Origin of the sequence: Microvirga terrae (assembly GCF_013307435.2) — a bacterium.
Taxonomy (GTDB): domain Bacteria; phylum Pseudomonadota; class Alphaproteobacteria; order Rhizobiales; family Beijerinckiaceae; genus Microvirga; species Microvirga terrae.
In genome coordinates this window covers 243,366-261,821 of the sequence record NZ_CP102845.1, presented here as the reverse complement: position 1 = coordinate 261,821, position 18,456 = coordinate 243,366, and the positions used below count along the sequence as shown (strand labels likewise).

Annotated in this window: 16 protein-coding genes; 6 read left to right on the top strand and 10 right to left on the bottom strand. The window is 67.3% G+C overall.

What is annotated here, in order from left to right:
• Position 1: 1 nt before the first annotated feature.
• Positions 2–688, bottom strand: a complete 687-nt coding sequence (locus HPT29_RS01230; protein WP_173948710.1) for a response regulator transcription factor — start codon at positions 686–688, stop codon at positions 2–4.
• Positions 689–970: 282 nt separating this feature from the next.
• Here HPT29_RS01230 and HPT29_RS01225 point away from each other — a divergent pair, with 282 nt between their 5' ends.
• Positions 971–1,504 carry a L,D-transpeptidase family protein gene (locus tag HPT29_RS01225; RefSeq protein WP_173948711.1) on the top strand — a complete coding sequence of 178 codons (534 nt, stop codon included), beginning with the start codon at positions 971–973 and terminating at the stop codon, positions 1,502–1,504.
• 136 nt (positions 1,505–1,640) lie between these two features.
• On the opposite strand, the gene HPT29_RS01220 is transcribed toward HPT29_RS01225, so the two are convergent.
• Together HPT29_RS01220 and HPT29_RS01215 are read right to left on the bottom strand one after the other, a co-directional pair.
• Positions 1,641–3,155 (bottom strand): ABC-F family ATP-binding cassette domain-containing protein, encoded by a 1,515-nt coding sequence (locus HPT29_RS01220; protein ID WP_173948712.1) that lies wholly within the window; start codon positions 3,153–3,155, stop codon positions 1,641–1,643.
• A 279-nt stretch (positions 3,156–3,434) separates the two neighbouring features.
• Positions 3,435–4,361, bottom strand: a complete 927-nt coding sequence (locus HPT29_RS01215; protein ID WP_173948713.1) for a LysR family transcriptional regulator — start codon at positions 4,359–4,361, stop codon at positions 3,435–3,437.
• 118 nt (positions 4,362–4,479) lie between these two features.
• Between HPT29_RS01215 and HPT29_RS01210 the strand changes: the two genes are divergently transcribed.
• Positions 4,480–5,475, top strand: coding sequence for an aldo/keto reductase (locus tag HPT29_RS01210; RefSeq protein ID WP_173948714.1), 996 nt, complete (start codon positions 4,480–4,482; stop codon positions 5,473–5,475).
• 114 nt (positions 5,476–5,589) lie between these two features.
• Here HPT29_RS01210 and HPT29_RS01205 read toward each other — a convergent pair whose 3' ends face one another.
• Positions 5,590–6,456: an SDR family oxidoreductase gene (locus tag HPT29_RS01205; protein ID WP_173948715.1), complete on the bottom strand. Its 867-nt coding sequence runs from the start codon at positions 6,454–6,456 to the stop codon at positions 5,590–5,592.
• 95 nt (positions 6,457–6,551) lie between these two features.
• On the opposite strand from HPT29_RS01205, the gene HPT29_RS01200 reads away from it, so the two are divergent.
• The gene (locus HPT29_RS01200) at positions 6,552–7,445 is read left to right on the top strand and encodes a LysR family transcriptional regulator (protein WP_173948716.1); all 894 of its coding nucleotides are present in this window, start codon (positions 6,552–6,554) and stop codon (positions 7,443–7,445) included.
• Positions 7,446–7,469: 24 nt separating this feature from the next.
• On the opposite strand, the gene HPT29_RS01195 is transcribed toward HPT29_RS01200, so the two are convergent.
• The gene (locus HPT29_RS01195; RefSeq protein ID WP_173948717.1) at positions 7,470–8,150 is read right to left on the bottom strand and encodes a YggS family pyridoxal phosphate-dependent enzyme; all 681 of its coding nucleotides are present in this window, start codon (positions 8,148–8,150) and stop codon (positions 7,470–7,472) included.
• A gap of 125 nt (positions 8,151–8,275) precedes the next feature.
• On the opposite strand from HPT29_RS01195, the gene leuS reads away from it, so the two are divergent.
• From leuS to holA, 3 genes are read left to right on the top strand one after another with little or no spacing between them, the layout of a single operon-like run.
• Positions 8,276–10,897 carry a leucine--tRNA ligase gene (gene leuS / locus HPT29_RS01190; RefSeq protein WP_173948718.1) on the top strand — a complete coding sequence of 874 codons (2,622 nt, stop codon included), beginning with the start codon at positions 8,276–8,278 and terminating at the stop codon, positions 10,895–10,897.
• Entirely contained in the window at positions 10,884–11,420 is a 537-nt protein-coding gene (gene lptE, locus HPT29_RS01185; protein ID WP_173948719.1) for an LPS assembly lipoprotein LptE, read from the top strand. The genes leuS and lptE overlap by 14 nt, the downstream gene beginning before the upstream one ends.
• Positions 11,421–11,425: 5 nt before the next feature.
• Positions 11,426–12,445 (top strand): DNA polymerase III subunit delta, encoded by a 1,020-nt coding sequence (gene holA, locus HPT29_RS01180; RefSeq protein WP_173948720.1) that lies wholly within the window; start codon positions 11,426–11,428, stop codon positions 12,443–12,445.
• Between the two features lie 132 nt (positions 12,446–12,577).
• Here the strand turns inward: holA and HPT29_RS01175 are convergent, their stop codons facing one another.
• From HPT29_RS01175 to mnmE, 5 genes are all read right to left on the bottom strand, one after another.
• Positions 12,578–13,462 carry a ParB/RepB/Spo0J family partition protein gene (locus HPT29_RS01175; RefSeq protein WP_173948721.1) on the bottom strand — a complete coding sequence of 295 codons (885 nt, stop codon included), beginning with the start codon at positions 13,460–13,462 and terminating at the stop codon, positions 12,578–12,580.
• A gap of 17 nt (positions 13,463–13,479) precedes the next feature.
• Positions 13,480–14,319 carry a ParA family protein gene (locus HPT29_RS01170; RefSeq protein WP_173948722.1) on the bottom strand — a complete coding sequence of 280 codons (840 nt, stop codon included), beginning with the start codon at positions 14,317–14,319 and terminating at the stop codon, positions 13,480–13,482.
• Positions 14,316–14,930, bottom strand: coding sequence for a 16S rRNA (guanine(527)-N(7))-methyltransferase RsmG (gene rsmG, locus HPT29_RS01165; RefSeq protein ID WP_173948798.1), 615 nt, complete (start codon positions 14,928–14,930; stop codon positions 14,316–14,318). Before rsmG ends, HPT29_RS01170 begins: the two co-directional genes overlap by 4 nt.
• An 11-nt stretch (positions 14,931–14,941) precedes the next feature.
• Positions 14,942–16,825, bottom strand: a complete 1,884-nt coding sequence (mnmG, locus tag HPT29_RS01160; RefSeq protein ID WP_173948723.1) for a tRNA uridine-5-carboxymethylaminomethyl(34) synthesis enzyme MnmG — start codon at positions 16,823–16,825, stop codon at positions 14,942–14,944.
• 313 nt (positions 16,826–17,138) lie between these two features.
• A complete protein-coding gene (gene mnmE, locus HPT29_RS01155; protein WP_173948724.1) occupies positions 17,139–18,449 on the bottom strand; it encodes a tRNA uridine-5-carboxymethylaminomethyl(34) synthesis GTPase MnmE in 1,311 nt (436 codons plus the stop codon).
• Positions 18,450–18,456 lie beyond the last annotated feature (7 nt).

Here is an 18,456-nt window from a genome sequence, read left to right as displayed (position 1 = left end):
GTCAGGGAATCAGTTTGTAGCCGCCGGGCTCGGTGACCAGGATGGTGGCGTTGGACGGGTCCGACTCGATCTTCTGGCGCAGGCGGTAGATATGCGTTTCCAGCGTGTGGGTGGTGACGTTGGAATTGTAGCCCCACACCTCCGTGAGCAGGGTGTCGCGCCCGACCACGGACTGACCGGCGCGGTAGAGATAGCGCAGGATGGCGGTTTCCTTCTCGGTCAGCTTGAGCTTGGAGCCCTTGTCGGTGGTGAGCAGCTTCGAGCCCGGGCGGAAGATGTAGGGCCCGATCTGGAACACCGCATCCTCGCTCGCCTCGTACTGGCGCAGCTGCGCCCGGATCCGGGCGAGCAGCACGGCGAACTTGAACGGCTTGACCACGTAATCGTTGGCGCCGGCCTCCAGGCCCATCACCGTATCGCTGTCCGACCCCTGGGCGGTGAGCATGATGATCGGGCTGCGGAAGCCGTTCTGGCGCATGACCTTGACCGCCTCGCGCCCGTCCATGTCGGGCAGGCCCACATCCATGATGGCAAGATCGATCCGGTCCCCTTTCACCGCATCGATAGCGCCCGTGGCGTTCTCGGCGGTCGCAACCTGAAACTCGTCATAGAATCCGAGCTGTTCGGCTAGGGTGTCGCGCAGGTCCTGATCGTCATCGACGACGAGGAGGCGGCTGGCATTCGACATCTCAAACCCTTCAACACGATGGACTGCGAAAGTCGCGAGAGCGGTCTTCGAACAGCGAAGAACCCGGACATCTCCGGGCCGGTCCGTTCGCCTCCTGTCACCGCTCATGATCCGGATCGAAAATCGCCGCCTGACGCGAGAGCATCGTTCGGCAAAACCGGGTTCGGGTTTTCGACGATGCGCCCGCGGGCGCGAGCCTTGAGCTTTGGATCATGCTCGATGCATAAGAGTAGTCATTCCCAGCTTGACAACAAGAGGGACCTTCCGTCCCTTCCACTGCCCATGAAACCGTCCCGCGTCAATGTCATCCGTGTGTTCCGCTCCCCGCTCGACCACAGGCGCGGGCGTCTCGAGGCCGGCAATCTCGTCATGCCGTGCGCGCTGGGCCGCTCCGGCACGGCCCGGGCCAAGCGCGAGGGCGACGGCGCCTCGCCGGTCGGGCGGTTCCGGATCCTGCAGGCTTTCTACCGCCCGGACCACGGCCCGCGCCCCCGGACGGGCCTGCCCCTGAGGCGCATCCGCCCCGCCGACGGCTGGTCGGACGACGTGAGGGACCGGCGCTACAACCGCCTCGTTCCCCTGCCCTGCCCGACCGGTCACGAGACGATGTGGCGGGACGATCATCTCTACGACGTGGTGCTCGACATCGCCTGGAACCGCGGCCCGGTCGTGAAGGGCCGCGGCAGCGCCATCTTCCTCCATCTCGCCCGTCCGGGATTCCGGCCCACGGAGGGCTGCGTGGCCGTCGACAGGCGCATGATCCGCCGCCTCATGGAACGGATCGGGCCGGATACGCGGATCGAGATCGTCGGGTGAGCCGCCGTCGCCCTCCCCGCCCGTCATGGCCGGGCTTGCCCCGGCCTTCCCGATCCTGAGAAGCGCAGAGCTCTTCCAGTCGAGATCACCGGGATAGGCCCGGTGACGACGGGGTGGGCATCATCCGCCACATCGCTCACCGGGCCACGCTCTCGTAAAACGCCTCCGGCCCATCCACCTCGCGCAGCCGGCCCCGGTCGATGAGCAGGAAGCGGGTGCCGACGGCTTTCACGAAGCTGCGGTCGTGGGACACGAGGATGCAGGTGGCCTGTGCATCGAGGATTTCCGCTTCCAGCTGCTCGCGACCCGGGATGTCCACGTGGTTGGTGGGCTCGTCCATGAGGTAGACATTGGGCTCGGAGAGGCGCAGCGCGAGGAGGCCGAGCCGCGCTTTCTGGCCGGGCGACAGCCTGGCGATGGGAAGCCCCTGCCTGTCGACGGGAAAGCCCGCCTCCGCCAGAACCGCGCGGCTGCGCTGATCGCCGAGGCGAAAGCGCGACAGGATGAAGTCGTGCGCCGTGCTCGTCTGCGGCAATTGTCCCATGTCCTGGTCCACATAGCCCAGAGCGAGGCTCGGGCTCGTGCGGATGCCCGGGAGGCCGTCCGGGCGGGTCATCGCCGCGTGCAGCAGCCGGACGAGCTGCGACTTGCCGGCGCCGTTGCGGCCGAGCACCACGACGCGGTCGCCCTGCGCCACCTCGAGCTTGGGGATCGTGAACAGCCTGCGCCCGTCCGGCGCCTGAACGCCAACGTTGTCGAGCCCGAGGAGCACCCGCGCATGGGTGCCCCGGTTGCCGAGTCGGATCTCGCCCGGCCGCTCCCGGTGCACGACGCGCGCGCGCTGCTCCAGCGCATCGGCGCGGCGCCTGATCTGGGCGGATTTGATCTGCGCCGCGTCGCTGCCGCTGTTGAGGCCCACATTGCGCAGCTCCTGGGCGCTCTCGCGCAGGCGCTTGACCTCGCGCAGGGTCTTGTCGCGCTGCGTCCGGGCGGCCTCGTCATGGGCGTCGAGCAGCGCGCGGGCGCGCCGGTAGGGATGGGCGAAGGAGACGGATTCCTCGGGCCGCAGGAACAGGGTTTTCGTCGTGCAGGCATCGAGGAAGTCGCGGTCGTGGCTCGCCACCACGATAGGCGCGGTGAAACCCGCCAGGGTGATCCAGGCCTCCAGGGTGAAGAGCTTTTCGAGATCGAGATGGTTCGTGGGCTCGTCGAGGAGCAGCAGGTCGGGCTCGGTGATCCACGCGCGGGCGATCAGCGCGAGCCGCTGCCAGCCGCCGCTCAGCGCCTGCACAGGCAGGGTACGCAGATCGGCCGGAGTGTCGAATTCGTCGAGCACCATGTCGACGCGCCATTCCTGGCTCTCGCGCTCGCCTGCCGGCAGGGCCTGCAGCAGCACGTCGTGCAGCGACAGATCGGCGAGACCGGCGGGCACGTCCTGCTCGACGAGGGCGACGCGCAGGCCACGCGAGCGCATGATGTCGCCCTCGGTCGGCTCGATGAGGCCGGCGAGGCATTTCAGAAGGGTCGACTTGCCGGCCCCGTTGGCCGCCACGAGGCCGAGGCGGTCGCCCTGGCCGATGACGAGGTTCAGGTTCCGGAACAGGGGAGTTTGGGCAATGAAGCTGACATTGCGAAGGCTCAAGGAGGCCATGGGAGGATCTCACGGGTGCGGCGCGCCCGGGCGAAGGCCGTCGGCGCGAACAATCTGGAACGTGTCAGACGCGCCGGATCCTTGCGGAGCCACGGGCGCGGGTGAGCCGTTCAGAGCTGACCGGAGTGAGATGAGGACGGAGAAAAGCCGTCAGATCCGCTCGATGGCCGGCCCTGCAACAAGCTGCTGCAGGGCGTGCCCGGGGCCGAACGTGCGTTGATGCATCGCTTCAATCATGCAGCCCTCCCCGGTTCGACATGGTGGATCGAGACGGTAGGCTTAACCGGAAACGCCCGCGGATGCAATCTCGGGTGCCGGCCGGCGTTTGACGAAGTCCACGAAGGCGCGCAGGGGCGCGGGCATGTGGCGGCGGCTCGGATAATAGAGGAAGGGTCCTGAAAAGGGCTGCTGCCAATCCTCCAGCACCGGCTCGAGGGCGCCACTCGCGAATTCGCTCTCCAGAAATCCCGCGAAGGTGGCGATCAGCCCGAGGCCCTGCAGGGCGGCGGCGATCTCCAGGTCGATGCTGTTGGCGACGACCCGGGCGGTGGGCGTGATTTTCACGACCTCGCCGTCGCGCTCGAACTCCCAGGGATGCATGATGCCGCTGGCGAAGCGGTGCCGGATGCAGGCGTGGTTCAGGATGTCCCTCGGGTGCGAGGGCCGGCCATGGGCGGCGAAATAGGCCGGCGCTCCCGCCACCGCGAAGCGCTGGGTGCGCGGGCCGATCGGCACGGCGATCATGTCCTTCTCCAGACGCTCGTCGTAGCGGATGCCTGCGTCGAAGCCCGCCGCCAGCACGTCGACGAAGCTGTCGTCGGTGGCGACCTCCAGGGTGATGCCCGGATGGGCGTCGAGGAACGGCCCGATGAGCCGCGGCAGCACCAGGCGGGCCACCGCCGTGGGAACGTTGAGCCGCAGGGTGCCGGTCGGCGAGTCCCGAAAGCCGTTCACCGCGTCGAGGGCGGCTGCGACCTCGCTCAAGGCCGGCCCCAGGCGTTCCAGGAGGCGCTGGCCGGCCTCGGTCGGCGTGACGCTGCGGGTGGTCCGGTTGAGCAGACGCACGCCGAGCCGCGCCTCCAGCCGCCGCAGGGCCTCGCTCAGGGACGAGGCCGAGACGCCGCGCAGCCGCGCCACGCTGCGGAAGCTGCGCGCCCGCGCGACCGCCGCGAAGGCTTCGAGATCCGCTAGATCCACATCGCTCATTGTTCGAAAATCCAAACAGCCTGTTCCGGTTATGCCGGATTATCGCACGAACCGGAAGCGGGCATGATCCGTTCATGCCGGCAGGACAGCCGGCCGCCATTTTTCAGGAGATCAGACAATGCAACACCGCCGCTTGGGGCAAACCGGCCCCTCCGTGTCCGCCCTCGGCCTCGGCTGCATGGGCATGTCGGGCATGTACGGTCCGGCGGACCGGGCCGAGAGCATCGCGACCATCCATGCGGCGCTTGACGCCGGCATCACCCTGCTCGACACGGGCGACTTCTACGGCATGGGCCACAACGAGATGCTGATCGGCGAGGCCCTTGAGGGCCGCAACCGGGACCAGGCCGTGATCAGCGTCAAGTTCGGCGCCATGCGCGAGCCGTCCGGCGCCTGGCTCGGCTACGACGCCCGGCCGCAGGCGGTCCAAAGCTTCCTCGCCTATACGCTCCAGCGCCTGAGGGTCGATCATATCGACATCTACCGGCCGGCGCGGCTCGATCCGAACGTGCCGATCGAGGACACGATCGGGGCCATCGCCGACATGGTGAAGGCCGGCTATGTGCGCCAGATCGGCCTGTCCGAGGTCGGGGCCGACACGATCCGCCGGGCGGCGGCCGTGCATCCGATCTGCGACCTGCAGATCGAGTATTCCCTCATCTCCCGGGGCATCGAGGACGCGATCCTGCCGGCCTGCCGCGAACTCGGCATCGGCATCACGGCCTATGGGGTGCTCTCCCGCGGGCTGATCAGCGGCCATTGGCGCAAGGATCAGGCGGGAGCCGGCGATTTCCGCGCCCACAGCCCGCGCTTCCAGGACGGCAACGTGGACAGGAACCTGGCGCTGGTCGACGCGCTCAAGAGCGTGGCGGAGCGCAAGGGCGTCAGCGTGGCACAGATCGCCATCGCCTGGGTGGCCGCTCAGGGCGACGACATCGTGCCGCTCGTGGGCGCCCGCCGCCGGGATCGGCTGCAGGAAGCGCTCGGATCCCTCGACGTGCGGCTGACGCGCGACGATCTCGCGGCCATCGAGCAGGCCGTGCCCAAGGGCGCCGCCGCGGGCGACCGCTACGCTGCGCCCCAGATGGCCATGCTGGACAGCGAACAGGGGTAAGATCCCCCGGTCATCACCGGGCTTGTGCCGGTGATCCCGATCGTTTGGAACGCCGAGCCTCACCGGATCGGGATGGCCGGGACAGGCCCGGTGATGACGGAAACGTGTGGCTGGTCAGGCCGCCTCACCCCTCCCCGGTCTTTCCTGCCCGGTCTTCGGCCCGACCCGTTCGCGCATGAAGGCGAGATACGCGTCCTCCGAGGTTTCTCGGCGGGCGGCGACCAGGGGCTTGATGTCGTCGGTGGCCACATAGCGCAGCCGGTCGCTGCCGTCCGTGGCGGCCGTCCAGATCACCTCGGCCACCTCGTCGCTTGTCGCATCGGCCCGGGCGGCGCGCAGGCCGGCGAAGACCTCCTGGGCGGCCGTCACGAAGGGCTCGTAATCGGCCGGGACGGCAGCCCGAGCGGCCTCGCCGCCGCTGCGCTCGCCGAACCGGGTGCTGGTGACGCCGCCGGGCTCGACGACCTTCACGGCGATCCCGAGGCTCGCGAGCTCATAGGACAGGGATGCGGAGAACCCCTCCAGGGCGAACTTGGATGCGCAATAGAGCGAGATCATCGGCAGGGCGAAGACGCCGGCGCCCGAGCTGACATTGACGATCACGCCCGCCCGGTGGGCGCGGAAATGCGGCAGCACCGCCCGGGTCACGTCCATGAGCCCGAACAGGTTGACGTCGAACTGCTCCCGGATCTTGTCGCGCGACGTTCCCTCGAACACCCCGAACAGGCCGAAGCCCGCATTGTTCACGAGCACGTCGAGGCGCCCGAAGCGCTCGATCCCGGCCGCCAATGCGGCGTCGATGCTGGCCTGGTCCTGAACGTCGAGCCGCGTGACGAGGACATTATCGAGACCGGCCAGGGCCGCTCCCTCCTCGGGACGGCGCATGGTCGCGACGACGTTCCACCCTCGGGAGGCGAAGAGGCGGGCGGTGGCCTCGCCGAAGCCGGTGGAAGTGCCTGTGATGAGAACGGTACGGGTCATGGGAAAAGCTCCTGTGCTGGAGCTTCCATATGGATCCATGCGATTAGTGTGATAAGCCGTTCAATTCTACACGGGATGATGAAGGATTTCGCACAATGGCGGATCTGGGCCTCAACGATCTCAAGGCTCTGGCGGCCGTGGCGGCCCATCGCAGCTTCCGGGCGGCGGCGCTCGACCTCGGCCTGTCGCCCTCCTCCCTGAGCCATACGGTGGCGAGCCTTGAGAGACGCCTCGGCGTGCGGCTTTTCAACCGCACGACCCGCAGCGTTTCCGTCACCGAAGCCGGCGAGGCCTTCCTGGCCCGGGTGCAGCCGGCCCTGCGGGAGCTCGAGGATGCCGTCGAGACGATCAACAACTACCGGCAGACGCCGGCAGGCCTCCTGCGCCTGAACACCTCCGAGGGCGGAGCCATGCGGGTCCTGCCGATCCTCCTCGACTTCCTGCAGGCCTATCCCGACATGCGGGTCGACGTGGTCTGCGAGGGACGGATGGTCGACATCGTGGCGGGCGGCTTCGATGCCGGCCTTCGCATCGCGGAGGCCGTGCCGCAGGAGATGGTGTCCATAGCGTTGGGGCTCGACGAGGAGTTCGCCGTGGTGGGAGCACCCGATTATGTTTCGGCCCACGGCCTGCCGCAGAACCCGGCCGATCTGTTCGAGCACGAATGCATCCGCACCCGCCTGCCGAGCGGGACCATCTACCGCTGGGAGTTCGAGCGCTCGGGCGAGGCGATCCGCCTCGACGTTCCGGGCCGCCTGACTCTGGGAACCCACGATCTCGGCCTGCAGGCGGCCCGGGCCGGCGCCGGCCTTGCCTATGTCAACCGGCGCTCGGCGGAAGCGGATCTCGCGACCGGGCGCCTGGTGCGCGTCCTGGCTGACTGGACGCCGCCCTTTGCGGGCATCTGCCTCTATTATCCGCGCCAGCGCCTGCCTTCGGCGGGCCTCAGGGCCTTCATCGACCATTTCCAGGCCGCGCGAAGGCGCTGACGGATCCTTCGCTCCGATGCAGGCTCAGGCCTTCGACGGCCTTGCTCCGAAGATCGCGCTGCCGACCCGTACATGGGTCGCGCCGAGCTGGATCGCCGCATCGAAATCGGCACTCATGCCCATGGACAGCACGCCAAGCCCGTGACGCTTCGCGATGGTGTGGAGCAGGGCGAAATGAGGCGACGGCGGGTCCTCGGCCGGCGGGATGCACATGAGGCCCTCGATCTGCAATCCGTACCGTTCGCGGCACGCCTCGAGGAAGGCGTCGACCTCGGTCGGAACCACGCCGCCCTTCTGCGGCTCCTCGCCGGTGTTCACCTGAACCAGCAGGCGGGGCGTCCGGCCCTGCCGGGCGATCTCCTTGGCGAGCGCCTCGGCGAGCGACGGGCGGTCGAGGGTGTGGATCACATCGAAGAGCTCCACGGCCTCGCGGGCCTTGTTGGACTGGAGCGGGCCGATCATGTGGAGCTCCACATCCGGAAAGCGTGCGCGCAGGCCCGGCCATTTCGTCTTGGCCTCCTGCACGTAGTTCTCGCCGAAGACGCGCTGGCCCACAGCGAGCACCGGCTCGATGGCCTCGGCGGGAAAGGTCTTCGAGACCGCCACGAGGGTGATGCCGGACGGGTCGCGCCCGTAATCGGACGCCGCGCGCCGGATGCTCTCCTGCACCTGCCTCAGGCCGTCGACCGCGTGGTTGTCGCTCATGGGATCCTCTTAAAGCCGCCTCGCGCGCGCGAAACCGTTGACCGCGCGGGAGAGCTGTGTCCTAGTCCGCCGCAACCCGGCGGCGCAAGCCGCTTCGCACCATTCACGACGGATATAGACGAGACATGAGGCCCGAGCGCTACAACGCCAAGGAAGCCGAGCTGAAATGGCGGAAGGTCTGGAACGACCAGGACCTGTTCAAGACCAACAACGACGACCCGCGTCCGAAATACTACGTGCTCGAGATGTTCCCCTATCCGTCGGGGCGCATCCACATGGGCCATGTGCGCAACTACACCATGGGCGACGTGGTGGCGCGCTACAAGCGCGCCCGCGGCTTCAACGTGCTCCATCCCATGGGCTGGGACGCCTTCGGCATGCCGGCCGAGAACGCCGCCATGCAGAACAAGGTCCACCCGAAGGAATGGACCTATGCCAACATCGCCACGATGCGCGCCCAGCTGCAGAGCATGGGCCTGGCCATCGACTGGAGCCGCGAGATCGCAACCTGCGATCCGAGCTATTACAAGCACCAGCAGCGCATGTTCCTGGACTTCCTGGAGGCCGGCCTCGTCGACCGCAAGACCGCCAAGGTGAACTGGGACCCGGTCGACCATACGGTGCTCGCCAACGAGCAGGTGATCGACGGGCGCGGCTGGCGCTCCGGCGCCCTGGTCGAGCAGCGCGAGTTGACCCAGTGGTTCCTGAAGATCACCGATTTCGCGCAGGATCTCGACGACCGGCTCGACACCCTGGACCGCTGGCCCGAGAAGGTGCGCCTGATGCAGCGCAACTGGATCGGCCGCTCGGAAGGCCTGCTGGTCCGCTTCGCCCTGAAGCCGGAAACGGTGCCGAACGGCGAGACCGAGCTGCAGATCTACACGACGCGGCCCGACACCCTGTTCGGCGCCAAGTTCATGGCCGTCGCGCCCGATCATCCGCTGGCGAAGGCCGCGGCCGAGAAGAACCCGGAGCTGGCCGCCTTCATCGAGGAGGCCAAGCGCATGGGCACGGCCCAGGAAGCCATCGACAAGGCCGAAAAACTCGGCTTCGACACGGGCATCCGCGCCGAGCATCCGTTCGATCCGAACTGGACCCTGCCGGTCTATGTGGCGAATTTCATCCTGATGGAATACGGCACCGGCGCCATCTTCGGCTGCCCGGCGCACGACCAGCGCGACCTGGACTTCGTCAACAAGTACGGCCTGGGCAACACCCCCGTGGTCTGCCCGCCGGACGTCGACCCGGCCAGCTTCGTGGTGACGGACGTGGCCTATGACGGCGACGGTCGGATGATCAATTCCCGCTTCCTCGACGGCCTGACCATCGCGGAGGCGAAGGAGGAGGTCGCCCGGCGCCTGGAGGCCGAGACCCGGGGCAATCACGCGGTGGCCGAGCGCAAGGTGAACTTCCGCCTGCGCGACTGGGGCATCTCGCGCCAGCGCTACTGGGGCTGCCCGATCCCGGTGATCCATTGCGATGCCTGCGGGGTCGTGCCGGTGCCGAAGGACCAGCTGCCCGTGGTGCTGCCGGAGGACGTGTCCTTCGACGTGCCGGGCAACCCGCTCGACCGCCATCCCACGTGGAAACACGTGGACTGCCCGCAATGCGGCGGCAAGGCCCGGCGCGAGAGCGACACCATGGACACCTTCGTGGATTCGTCCTGGTACTTCGCACGCTTCACGGACCCGACCCTGACGGACGAGCCCACCGACCCGGCGACCGTGGACCGCTGGCTGCCGGTCGATCAGTATATCGGCGGCATCGAGCACGCGATCCTGCACCTGCTCTATTCGCGCTTCTTCACCCGGGCGATGAAGAAGACCGGTCATGCCGGCCTGGACGAGCCGTTCGCCGGCCTGTTCACGCAGGGCATGGTGGTGCACGAGACCTACAAGGACGCCACTGGCGGCTGGGTGCTGCCCGCCGACGTGCGCTTCGAGGTGCAAGGCGCAACCCGCAAGGCCTTCCATGTGGAGACCGGCGCCCCGATCGAGATCGGCTCCATCGAGAAGATGTCGAAGTCGAAGAAGAACACGGTCGATCCCGACGAGATCATCGCGTCCTACGGGGCCGACACGGCGCGCTGGTTCATGCTGTCCGACTCGCCCCCTGAGCGCGACGTGATCTGGACCGAGGAGGGCGTGCAGGGCGCAGGCCGCTTCGTGCAGCGCGTGTGGCGCCTGATCGGCGAGATCGCGGACCGTATGGACGGCGGCAACGGCGCCGCGGCCGAGGGTCCGATCGCGCTCGCCGTGCGCAAGGCCGCACATAAGGCCCTGGCGGCCGTCGAGGACGACGTGGAGCGCCTGCGCTTCAACCGCTGCGTGGCTCATCTCTACGAGCTCGCCAACGCCCTGCAGGATCTGGCGAACAAGGCGAAAAGCAGCGACGAGCAGGGCCTGGGCCAGGCTTTCACCGAGGCCGGGCGCATCTTCGTGCAGCTGCTCGCCCCGATGATGCCGCACCTGGCCGAGGAGTGCTGGGCGTCCTTGAGCCAGCCCGGCCTGGTGTCCGACACGGCCTGGCCGGCGGTCGACCGGTCCCTGCTGGTGGAGGACACGGTCACCCTGCCGGTGCAGGTCAATGGCAAGAAGCGCGCCGACGTGACGGTTGCCCGCGATGCCGATCAGGCTACCATTGAGGCGGCTGTGCTCTCGCTTGACGGCGTGCAAAAGGCTATGGAAGGCAAGCCCGCCCGCAAGTTCATCGTGGTTCCCCAAAGGATCGTGAATGTCGTCGTTTAACCTGAAAGGTCTCGCCTCGGTCGTTCTCGTGGCGAGCCTGTCTCTCGGCCTGTCCGCCTGCTTCCGGCCCCTCTACGGCCCGACGGCTTCGGGCGAGTCCCTCCAGACGGTGCTGGCCTCCATTGACGTGCCGGAGGTGAAATGGCCGCCGGCCCTCGCGAATTCGGGGCATTATCTGCGCAGCGAGCTGGTCTACCTGCTCAACGGCTCGGGATCGGACACGCCCAAGCGCTACAACCTGAAGCTGGCGTTGCAGGAAAGCCGGTCGAGCCCGGTGGTCGACACCGAGACCGGCACGGCGAGCTCCGTGATCGTCGGCGGGACCCTGACCTATACCCTGACGAGCCTCGACGGGAAGACCGTGGTCACCCAGGGCACGGCGACCTCCACGACGAGCTTCGACCGCTTCCCGCAGCGCTTCGCCAACATCCGGGCAGGACGCGATGCGGAGATCAGGCTCGCCAGGGACCTGGCGCAGCAGGTGAGAACCCGGCTGTCGGCGGCGCTCGCCACCGCCGGCTGACGCCGATGGTCGCCGTCAAAGCCGGTGACGTCGACGGGGCGCTGCGGCGCCCCGATCCCCGCGTCGGCGTGTTCCTGTTCTACGGGCCCGATATGGGGCTGATCAACGAGCGCGCCCGCATGGTGGCCGAGCGCGCCGTGGACGATCCGTCCGACCCGTTCCAGCTCATCCGCATCGACGGCGACGATATCGCGGCCGACCCGGCTCGCCTCGCGGATGAGGCCGGCACCATGGGGCTGTTCGGGTCGAAGCGCGCCATCTGGGTGAAGTCCACCTCGCGCAACATCGCCCCGGCCGTCGATGGCGTCCTGAAAGGAGAGCTGCAGGATACGGTGATCGTCATCGAGGGCGGCGACATCCAGAAATCGTCCCCCCTGCGGACCCTCTGCGAGCGCTCGCAGAAGGCGCTGGCCCTGCCCTGCTATGCGGATACGGGCCGGGATCTCGGCACGGTGGTCGACGAGACCCTGAAGGCGAACGGCTTCTCGATCCAGCGCGAGGCCAGGACCGCCCTGATCGCGAGCCTCGGCGGCGACCGGCTCGCCACCCGGGGCGAACTCGCCAAGCTGATGCTTTACGCCCATGGCCAGAGCGAGATCACGCTCGCGGACGTGGACGCGATCATGAGCGACGTCTCCAGCCTCGCCATGGACGCGGTGATCGATGCCGCCTTCGCCGGCGAGGGCACGGGTCTCGAGGTGGGCTCGCGGCGTCTCGCCGCCGAGGGGGTGAACGCATCCGTGCTGCTGGGCGCCGCGCTCCGACATGCCCTGATGCTGCTGACGGCGCGCCTTTCCGTTGAGGAAGGACGCCCGATCCCGGCCGTGATGGAGACCCTGCGCAGCCTGCATTTCCGGCGCAAGCCCCTTGTGGAGCGTCATCTGCAGCGCTGGACCGGCGGCAGCCTCAGGAACGCGATCGCCCTCCTGCAGGCCAGCCTCCTTCAGACCCGCCGCCTGGCCGATCTCGATGATACGATCGCGGCGAAGACCCTGCTCGACATCGCCCGGGCGGCGCGGCGGTAGAGTCCTTCCCGCTTCATCCTGGCCGGGCCTGTCCCGGCGGTGCCGATGCGGAGAAGTACCGCGCTGTGCACAAACGAAATCACCGGCACGAGGCCGGTGATTCCATGCCATGCGAGCCTGCCGCCCGTCCTTTTATGGATTGAGCCTCCGGCACAAGCCGTCGAGCTGATCCAGCGTCTTGTACTTGATGCGCAATTCGCCGCCCTTGCCCTTGTGGTCGATGCTGACCGTGAGGCCCAGCACGTCCTGCAGGGCCTTTTCGAGGGCGCGGGTGTCCGGATCCTTCTCGGCTTTGACCGACTTGGCCGCCTTGGCCTCCGCCTTCTCCGGATCGGCGTTGTCGCTCTGGGCAATCTCCTCGACCTGGCGCACGCTCAGGCCCTCGTCGAGAATCCGCTTGGCCACCTGCACCGGATCCTTCACGGACAGGAGCGCGCGGCCATGGCCGGCGGTGAGCTTGCGCTCCATCATGAGCTTGCGCACGCCGACGGGCAGGTCGGCGAGGCGCAGCATGTTGGCGATGTGGCTGCGGCTCTTGCCGATGATCTTCGACAGGTTCTCCTGCGTGTAGGAGAACTCGACCATGAGCCGGGAATAACCTTCCGATTCCTCGATGGGGTTGAGGTCGGCGCGCTGAACATTCTCGAGGATGGCGTATTCGAGCGAGGTCTTGTCGTCGATCGACACGATCACGACCGGCACCTTGTGCAGGCCGGCCTTCTGCGCCGCGCGCCAGCGCCGCTCGCCGGCGACGATTTCATAACGCTCCGTATTGGTCGGCAACGAGCGCACCACGATGGGCTGAATGATGCCGCGATCCTTGATCGACTGGGTCAGCTCCTGCAGATCCTCCTCGTCGAATCGCTTGCGAGGATTGCGCGGGTTCGGCTGCAGGAACTCTACAGGGACATGGCGCGGGACGAAGCCCTTGCGCTCGAGATTGCCCATCTCGTCCCCGACTTCGCCGATCAGGGCGGCCAGTCCCCGGCCCAGGCGCGACTTACCTTCTTCTGCCATTGTCTCTCTCAAACTGTTCAAGCCGCGCGCAGGGCGCGTTCACGCTGAATGACTTCCGAGGCCAAGCGGAGATAGGCCTGCGAGCCGGCGCATTTCAGATCGTAGAGCAACACCGGCTTGCCGTGCGACGGCGCTTCCGACACCCGGACATTGCGGGGGATCATGGTCTCGTACACCTTGGCGCCCATGAACTCGCGCACGTCGGCCACGACCTGTCCCGACAGGTTGTTGCGCGGGTCGAACATGGTCAGCACGACCCCGTGGATCGACAGGTCCGGGTTGAGGGCCGACCGGACCTGCTCGACCGTCTTGAGCAACTGGCTGAGGCCTTCCAGAGCAAAAAATTCGCATTGGAGGGGCACCAGAACCGCGTCAGCGGCCACCAACGCATTGATGGTCAAAAGATTGAGCGATGGCGGGCAATCGATCAAAATATAGGTAAAAGGTTCGCTTACCTCGACGGCTGAAAGGCTCGCGATCGCCGACCGGAGCCGGTGGGAGCGATTCCGCTCGTTGGCGATCTCCAGTTCAACGCCGAGCAGGTCGAGCGTCGAGGGGGCCACGGACAATCCGGGCACGACAGTCTCGGTGATCGCCTCGGCCAGCGACGATTCGCCGGCGAGCACGTGATAGGTCGAGATCTGGCGGCTCTTCCGATCGATGCCCAGGCCCGTCGAGGCATTGCCCTGCGGGTCGAGATCGATGATCAGCACCTTCTCGCCGATGGCCGCGAGCGCGGTGCCGAGGTTGATCGCCGTCGTGGTCTTGCCGACGCCCCCCTTCTGGTTGGCGAGCACGAGAACGCGCGGCTCCACGCCACGCGCGCCTGCTTCGGGTCCGTTGCGGTCGGTCATCATGAATGGCTCTCGATGGAGGTTATGCGCAGAATCCTGGCTTCGGAATCGGTCAGGCTCGGCAGGATCTCTGCCTCGAATGTCCACTTTTTCCGGGCCTCGGTCAATTCGGTCTCGGCATCGCGCCCCTTGGGAAAGAGGCCGATTGTCCCCGATTTCAACAAGGGTGCGGTCCAGTCCAGCAGCTGGTCGAGCGCTGCCAGAGCCCGGGCAGAGACCACATCGGCTTGGCCCAGAAAGTCCGGCACGACGGTTTCCAGCCGCGCCTCGCGGATGGTCGCCGAGACGCCCGTCAGCCGGGCGATGTGCCGGAGGAACGCGCATTTGCGCGAGTTGCTTTCGACCAGATGGACGCTGAGTCCCCTCTCCGCGCCCGCAATGGCGAGCACGAGACCCGGGAACCCGGCACCCGATCCCAGGTCGAGCCAGGTCTTGGCCTCCGGTGCGAGATCGAGAAGCTGGAGAGAGTCGACGATGTGACGCTGCCAGATCTGGTCCAGGGTCGCAGGACCGACGAGGTTCTTGATCGCCTGCCAGCGCCGAAGCTCCCGTTCGAGCAATTCGAGCTTCTCGAATGTTTCACGTGAAACATTGAGGTCGGAGGCCGTGACCATGCTGGGCTTCGTCACGACAAGACCTCAGCCGAACCGGCGCGATGCCCAAGAGATCTGCGGGCGTGAGCCGCCAGCAGGGTCAGCGCTGCCGGCGTGATACCCTCGATCCGGGCAGCCTGGCCAAGGGTCTTAGGGCGGACCAGATCGAGCTTGGCCTTGATTTCGTTCGACAGCCCAGGAAGCCCCTGGAAATCGATCGTGTCCTCCAGAACCACGCTCTCGTCCCGTCGGTAGGCCGCGATATCCGCCTTCTGGCGGTCGAGGTAAACCGCATAGGTGGCGTCCGTCTGCAGCCGCTCCCGCACCGATTGGCTGACGCTTTTCAGGTCAGGCCAGACCCGCTCCAGGTCCTCCCACACGATCGTCGGATAGGACAGCAGCTGATAAGCCGTGCGGCGAATCCCGTCCTGGTTCAGGTCCAGGCCATGGCGCGACGCCTCCCTGGGGGTCACGGCGAGCGCCTGCAACTGCTGGCGCGTCGCGCGGATCTCGTCCTGGGACCGCCCGAAGTGAGCCGCGCGTTCGCTGCCGACGCAGCCGATCTCCAGGCCCTTGCCGGTCAAGCGCTCGTCCACATTGTCGATGCGCAGGCTCAGGCGATACTCGGAGCGTGAGGTGAACATGCGATAGGGCTCGCTCACCCCACGGGTGACCAGGTCGTCGATGAGGACGCCGAGATAGGACTCCGCCCGATCGAACACGATACCGTCCTGGCCCGAGGCGCGACGGGCGGCATTCAGCCCCGACGCCAGCCCCTGGGCGGCCGCCTCCTCATAGCCGGTCGTGCCATTGATCTGGCCGGCCAGGAACAGGCCGGCGACCGCCTTCGTTTCGAGCGTGGCCGTGAGATTGCGCGGATCGACATAGTCGTACTCGATCGCATAGGCCGGCTGGATCATCCGGACCTTCTCCAGGCCCGGAATGTGCTTCAGGAAGGCCAGCTGCACGTCCTCCGGCAGCGACGTCGAAATCCCGTTAGGATAGACCGTAAAGTCGTCGAGCCCCTCCGGTTCCAGGAAGATCTGATGACCGTCCCGGTCGCCGAAGCGGACGACCTTGTCTTCGATCGACGGGCAATAGCGCGGTCCCCTGCCCTGAATCTCGCCCGAATACATGGCCGAACGGTGCAGGTTGTCCCGGATCAGGCCGTGAACCTGGGCCGTGGTACGGGTGATGCCGCATTCGATCTGCGGGTTCGTGATGCGGGTGGTCAGCAGGGAGAACGGCACGGGCTCGTCATCGGCTGCCTGCTTGTCGACGCCGGCCCAATCGATTGTGCGGCCGTCGAGGCGGGGCGGGGTTCCTGTCTTAAGACGCCCGAGGGTGAAGCCGAGCCGCGCAAAGGTCTGTGGCAGGCCGAGCGACGGCCGCTCTCCCATGCGGCCCGCTGGAATCTTCCTCTCGCCGATATGAATAAGGCCCGACAGGAAGGTGCCGGTCGTAATGACGACGGCTCCGGCGGCCAGCACGCGCCCATCCGTGAGCCGCAGACCCGTGACGCGACCATCCTGGACCAGGAGATCGTCGGCCTCCCCCTCCACGATGGCGAGGTTTTCTGTTTGCAGGAGCTCGGCCTGCATGGCACGGGCATAGAGCTTACGGTCCGCCTGGGTGCGCGGTCCGCGTACGGCAGGACCCTTACGGCGGTTGAGCAGGCGGAACTGGATACCGGCCCGGTCGGCGATGCAGCCCATGACCCCGTCCAGGGCATCGATCTCGCGCACGAGATGCCCCTTGCCGAGCCCCCCGATGGCCGGGTTGCACGACATGGCGCCGATGGTCGCCAGCTTATGCGTGACGAGGGCCGTACGCGCGCCCATGCGGGCCGAGGCCGCGGCCGCTTCGGACCCGGCATGGCCGCCGCCTACGACAATCACATCGTAAAGGTCACCCATCCATCTTCTCCATGCGGCAAGGCCGGCTTCAGGCAATAGCCTGACGTCCGCTCCGCTGCCGTCATTCCCGCCGGACGCTTGACCTGGGACGGGAGCGTCGGATTGCTGTCTGTTCGGATGCATCTGGCTCTAAGCCGCCGCGCAGCGAAGGTCAAAAGGGCAAAATGTTTCACGTGAAACATTCCGAGCCAAACCTCGGTTCTGCACGTCCCGTTCACAGGTTGTGCCGCGATGATTCAGCATTGTTCCACCGATTCGTGAACCGGAAAATGGGACCCGACCCCGTTCGACCGATGGGGAGTGCAGCCTGCAATCACTTGCCGATGCAGAAGCTCGAAAACAAGCGATCGAGCATGTCCTCCACGTCGACCCGACCGGTGATCTCACCGATCGACCTCGCGGCAAGGCGGACCTCTTCAGCGGCAAGTTCGAGCGGGCCCCCGTCCACCAGGAGAGCACGCGCCCGTACAAGCGAGTCCTGTGCTCGTTCAAGGGCCCTGCGGTGACGCTCGCGGGTCACCAAGGCATCGCCCTGCCCCATCAGAGCGCCGGCCTCCTGCTCAAGCCGGGCGATCAAGCCGGGCAGGCCTTCGCCGGTCGCCGCCGCGATCATCAGGTCGCAATCCTGCCGGGACCCCGGCAGATCGGCCTTCGTGCCCACCCGCAGCAGGTGCCGCGCCTGGGGCGGTTCTCCCGGCTGGTCGTCCGGCGGCACGAGCCAGAGCACGAGATCCGCATCCTGCGCCCGGGCGCGGGCGCGGGTGACGCCCTCCTGCTCGATGAGATCGAGGCTCTCCCGCAGGCCCGCCGTGTCGACGATGATCACCGGGAGGCCGCCGAGATCGCAGTGCACCTCGATCACGTCACGCGTGGTTCCGGCAACCGGCGACACGATGGCAACATCCCGGCGCGCCAGGGCATTGAGCAGGGTCGACTTGCCGGCATTGGGCGGGCCTGCCAGAACGACGGTCAGGCCCTCGCGCAGGCGCTCGCCGCCACGATCGGCCACGGCACGGCCGATCTCGTCCCGCACCCCGTCGATCATTCGCAGAATGTCCGCTTCGAGATCCTCCGGCACGTCGCCCTCGTCGGAAAAGTCCAGGCTCGCTTCGAGGAGGGCGAGAACCTGCAGGACGGTGTCGCGCCAGCCCTCGGCGGCGTTCCCGAGCCGCCCTCCGAGCTGGCGCATGGCCTGCCGGCGCTGGGCCTCGGTCTCGGCGTCGATGATATCCGCCAAACCCTCGACCTGAGCCAAATCCATCCGCCCATGGAGGAACGCCCGGCGGGTGAACTCGCCCGCCTGGGCCGGGCGGCAATGGCCCAAGGACCCGAGGGCCCGCAGCACGGCGGCCCGGGTCGCCAGGCCGCCATGGATATGGAGCTCCGCCTGATCCTCGCCGGTGAAGCTCTCCGGCCCCGGCATCCACAGGACCAGGGCCTGATCGAGGGGTTCTCCGCTCGAAGGATCCTTCAGGATCCGCACCACGGCGCGGCGCGGCGCCGGCAGCCCTCCCGCCATCCGCTCCAGAACCCTGCCGCTCTCCGGCCCGCTGATCCGGATCAGGCACACGGCGGCGCGGCCGTGACCCGAGGCGATGGCGAAGATGGTGTCGTCCGAACGCATGAGGGTG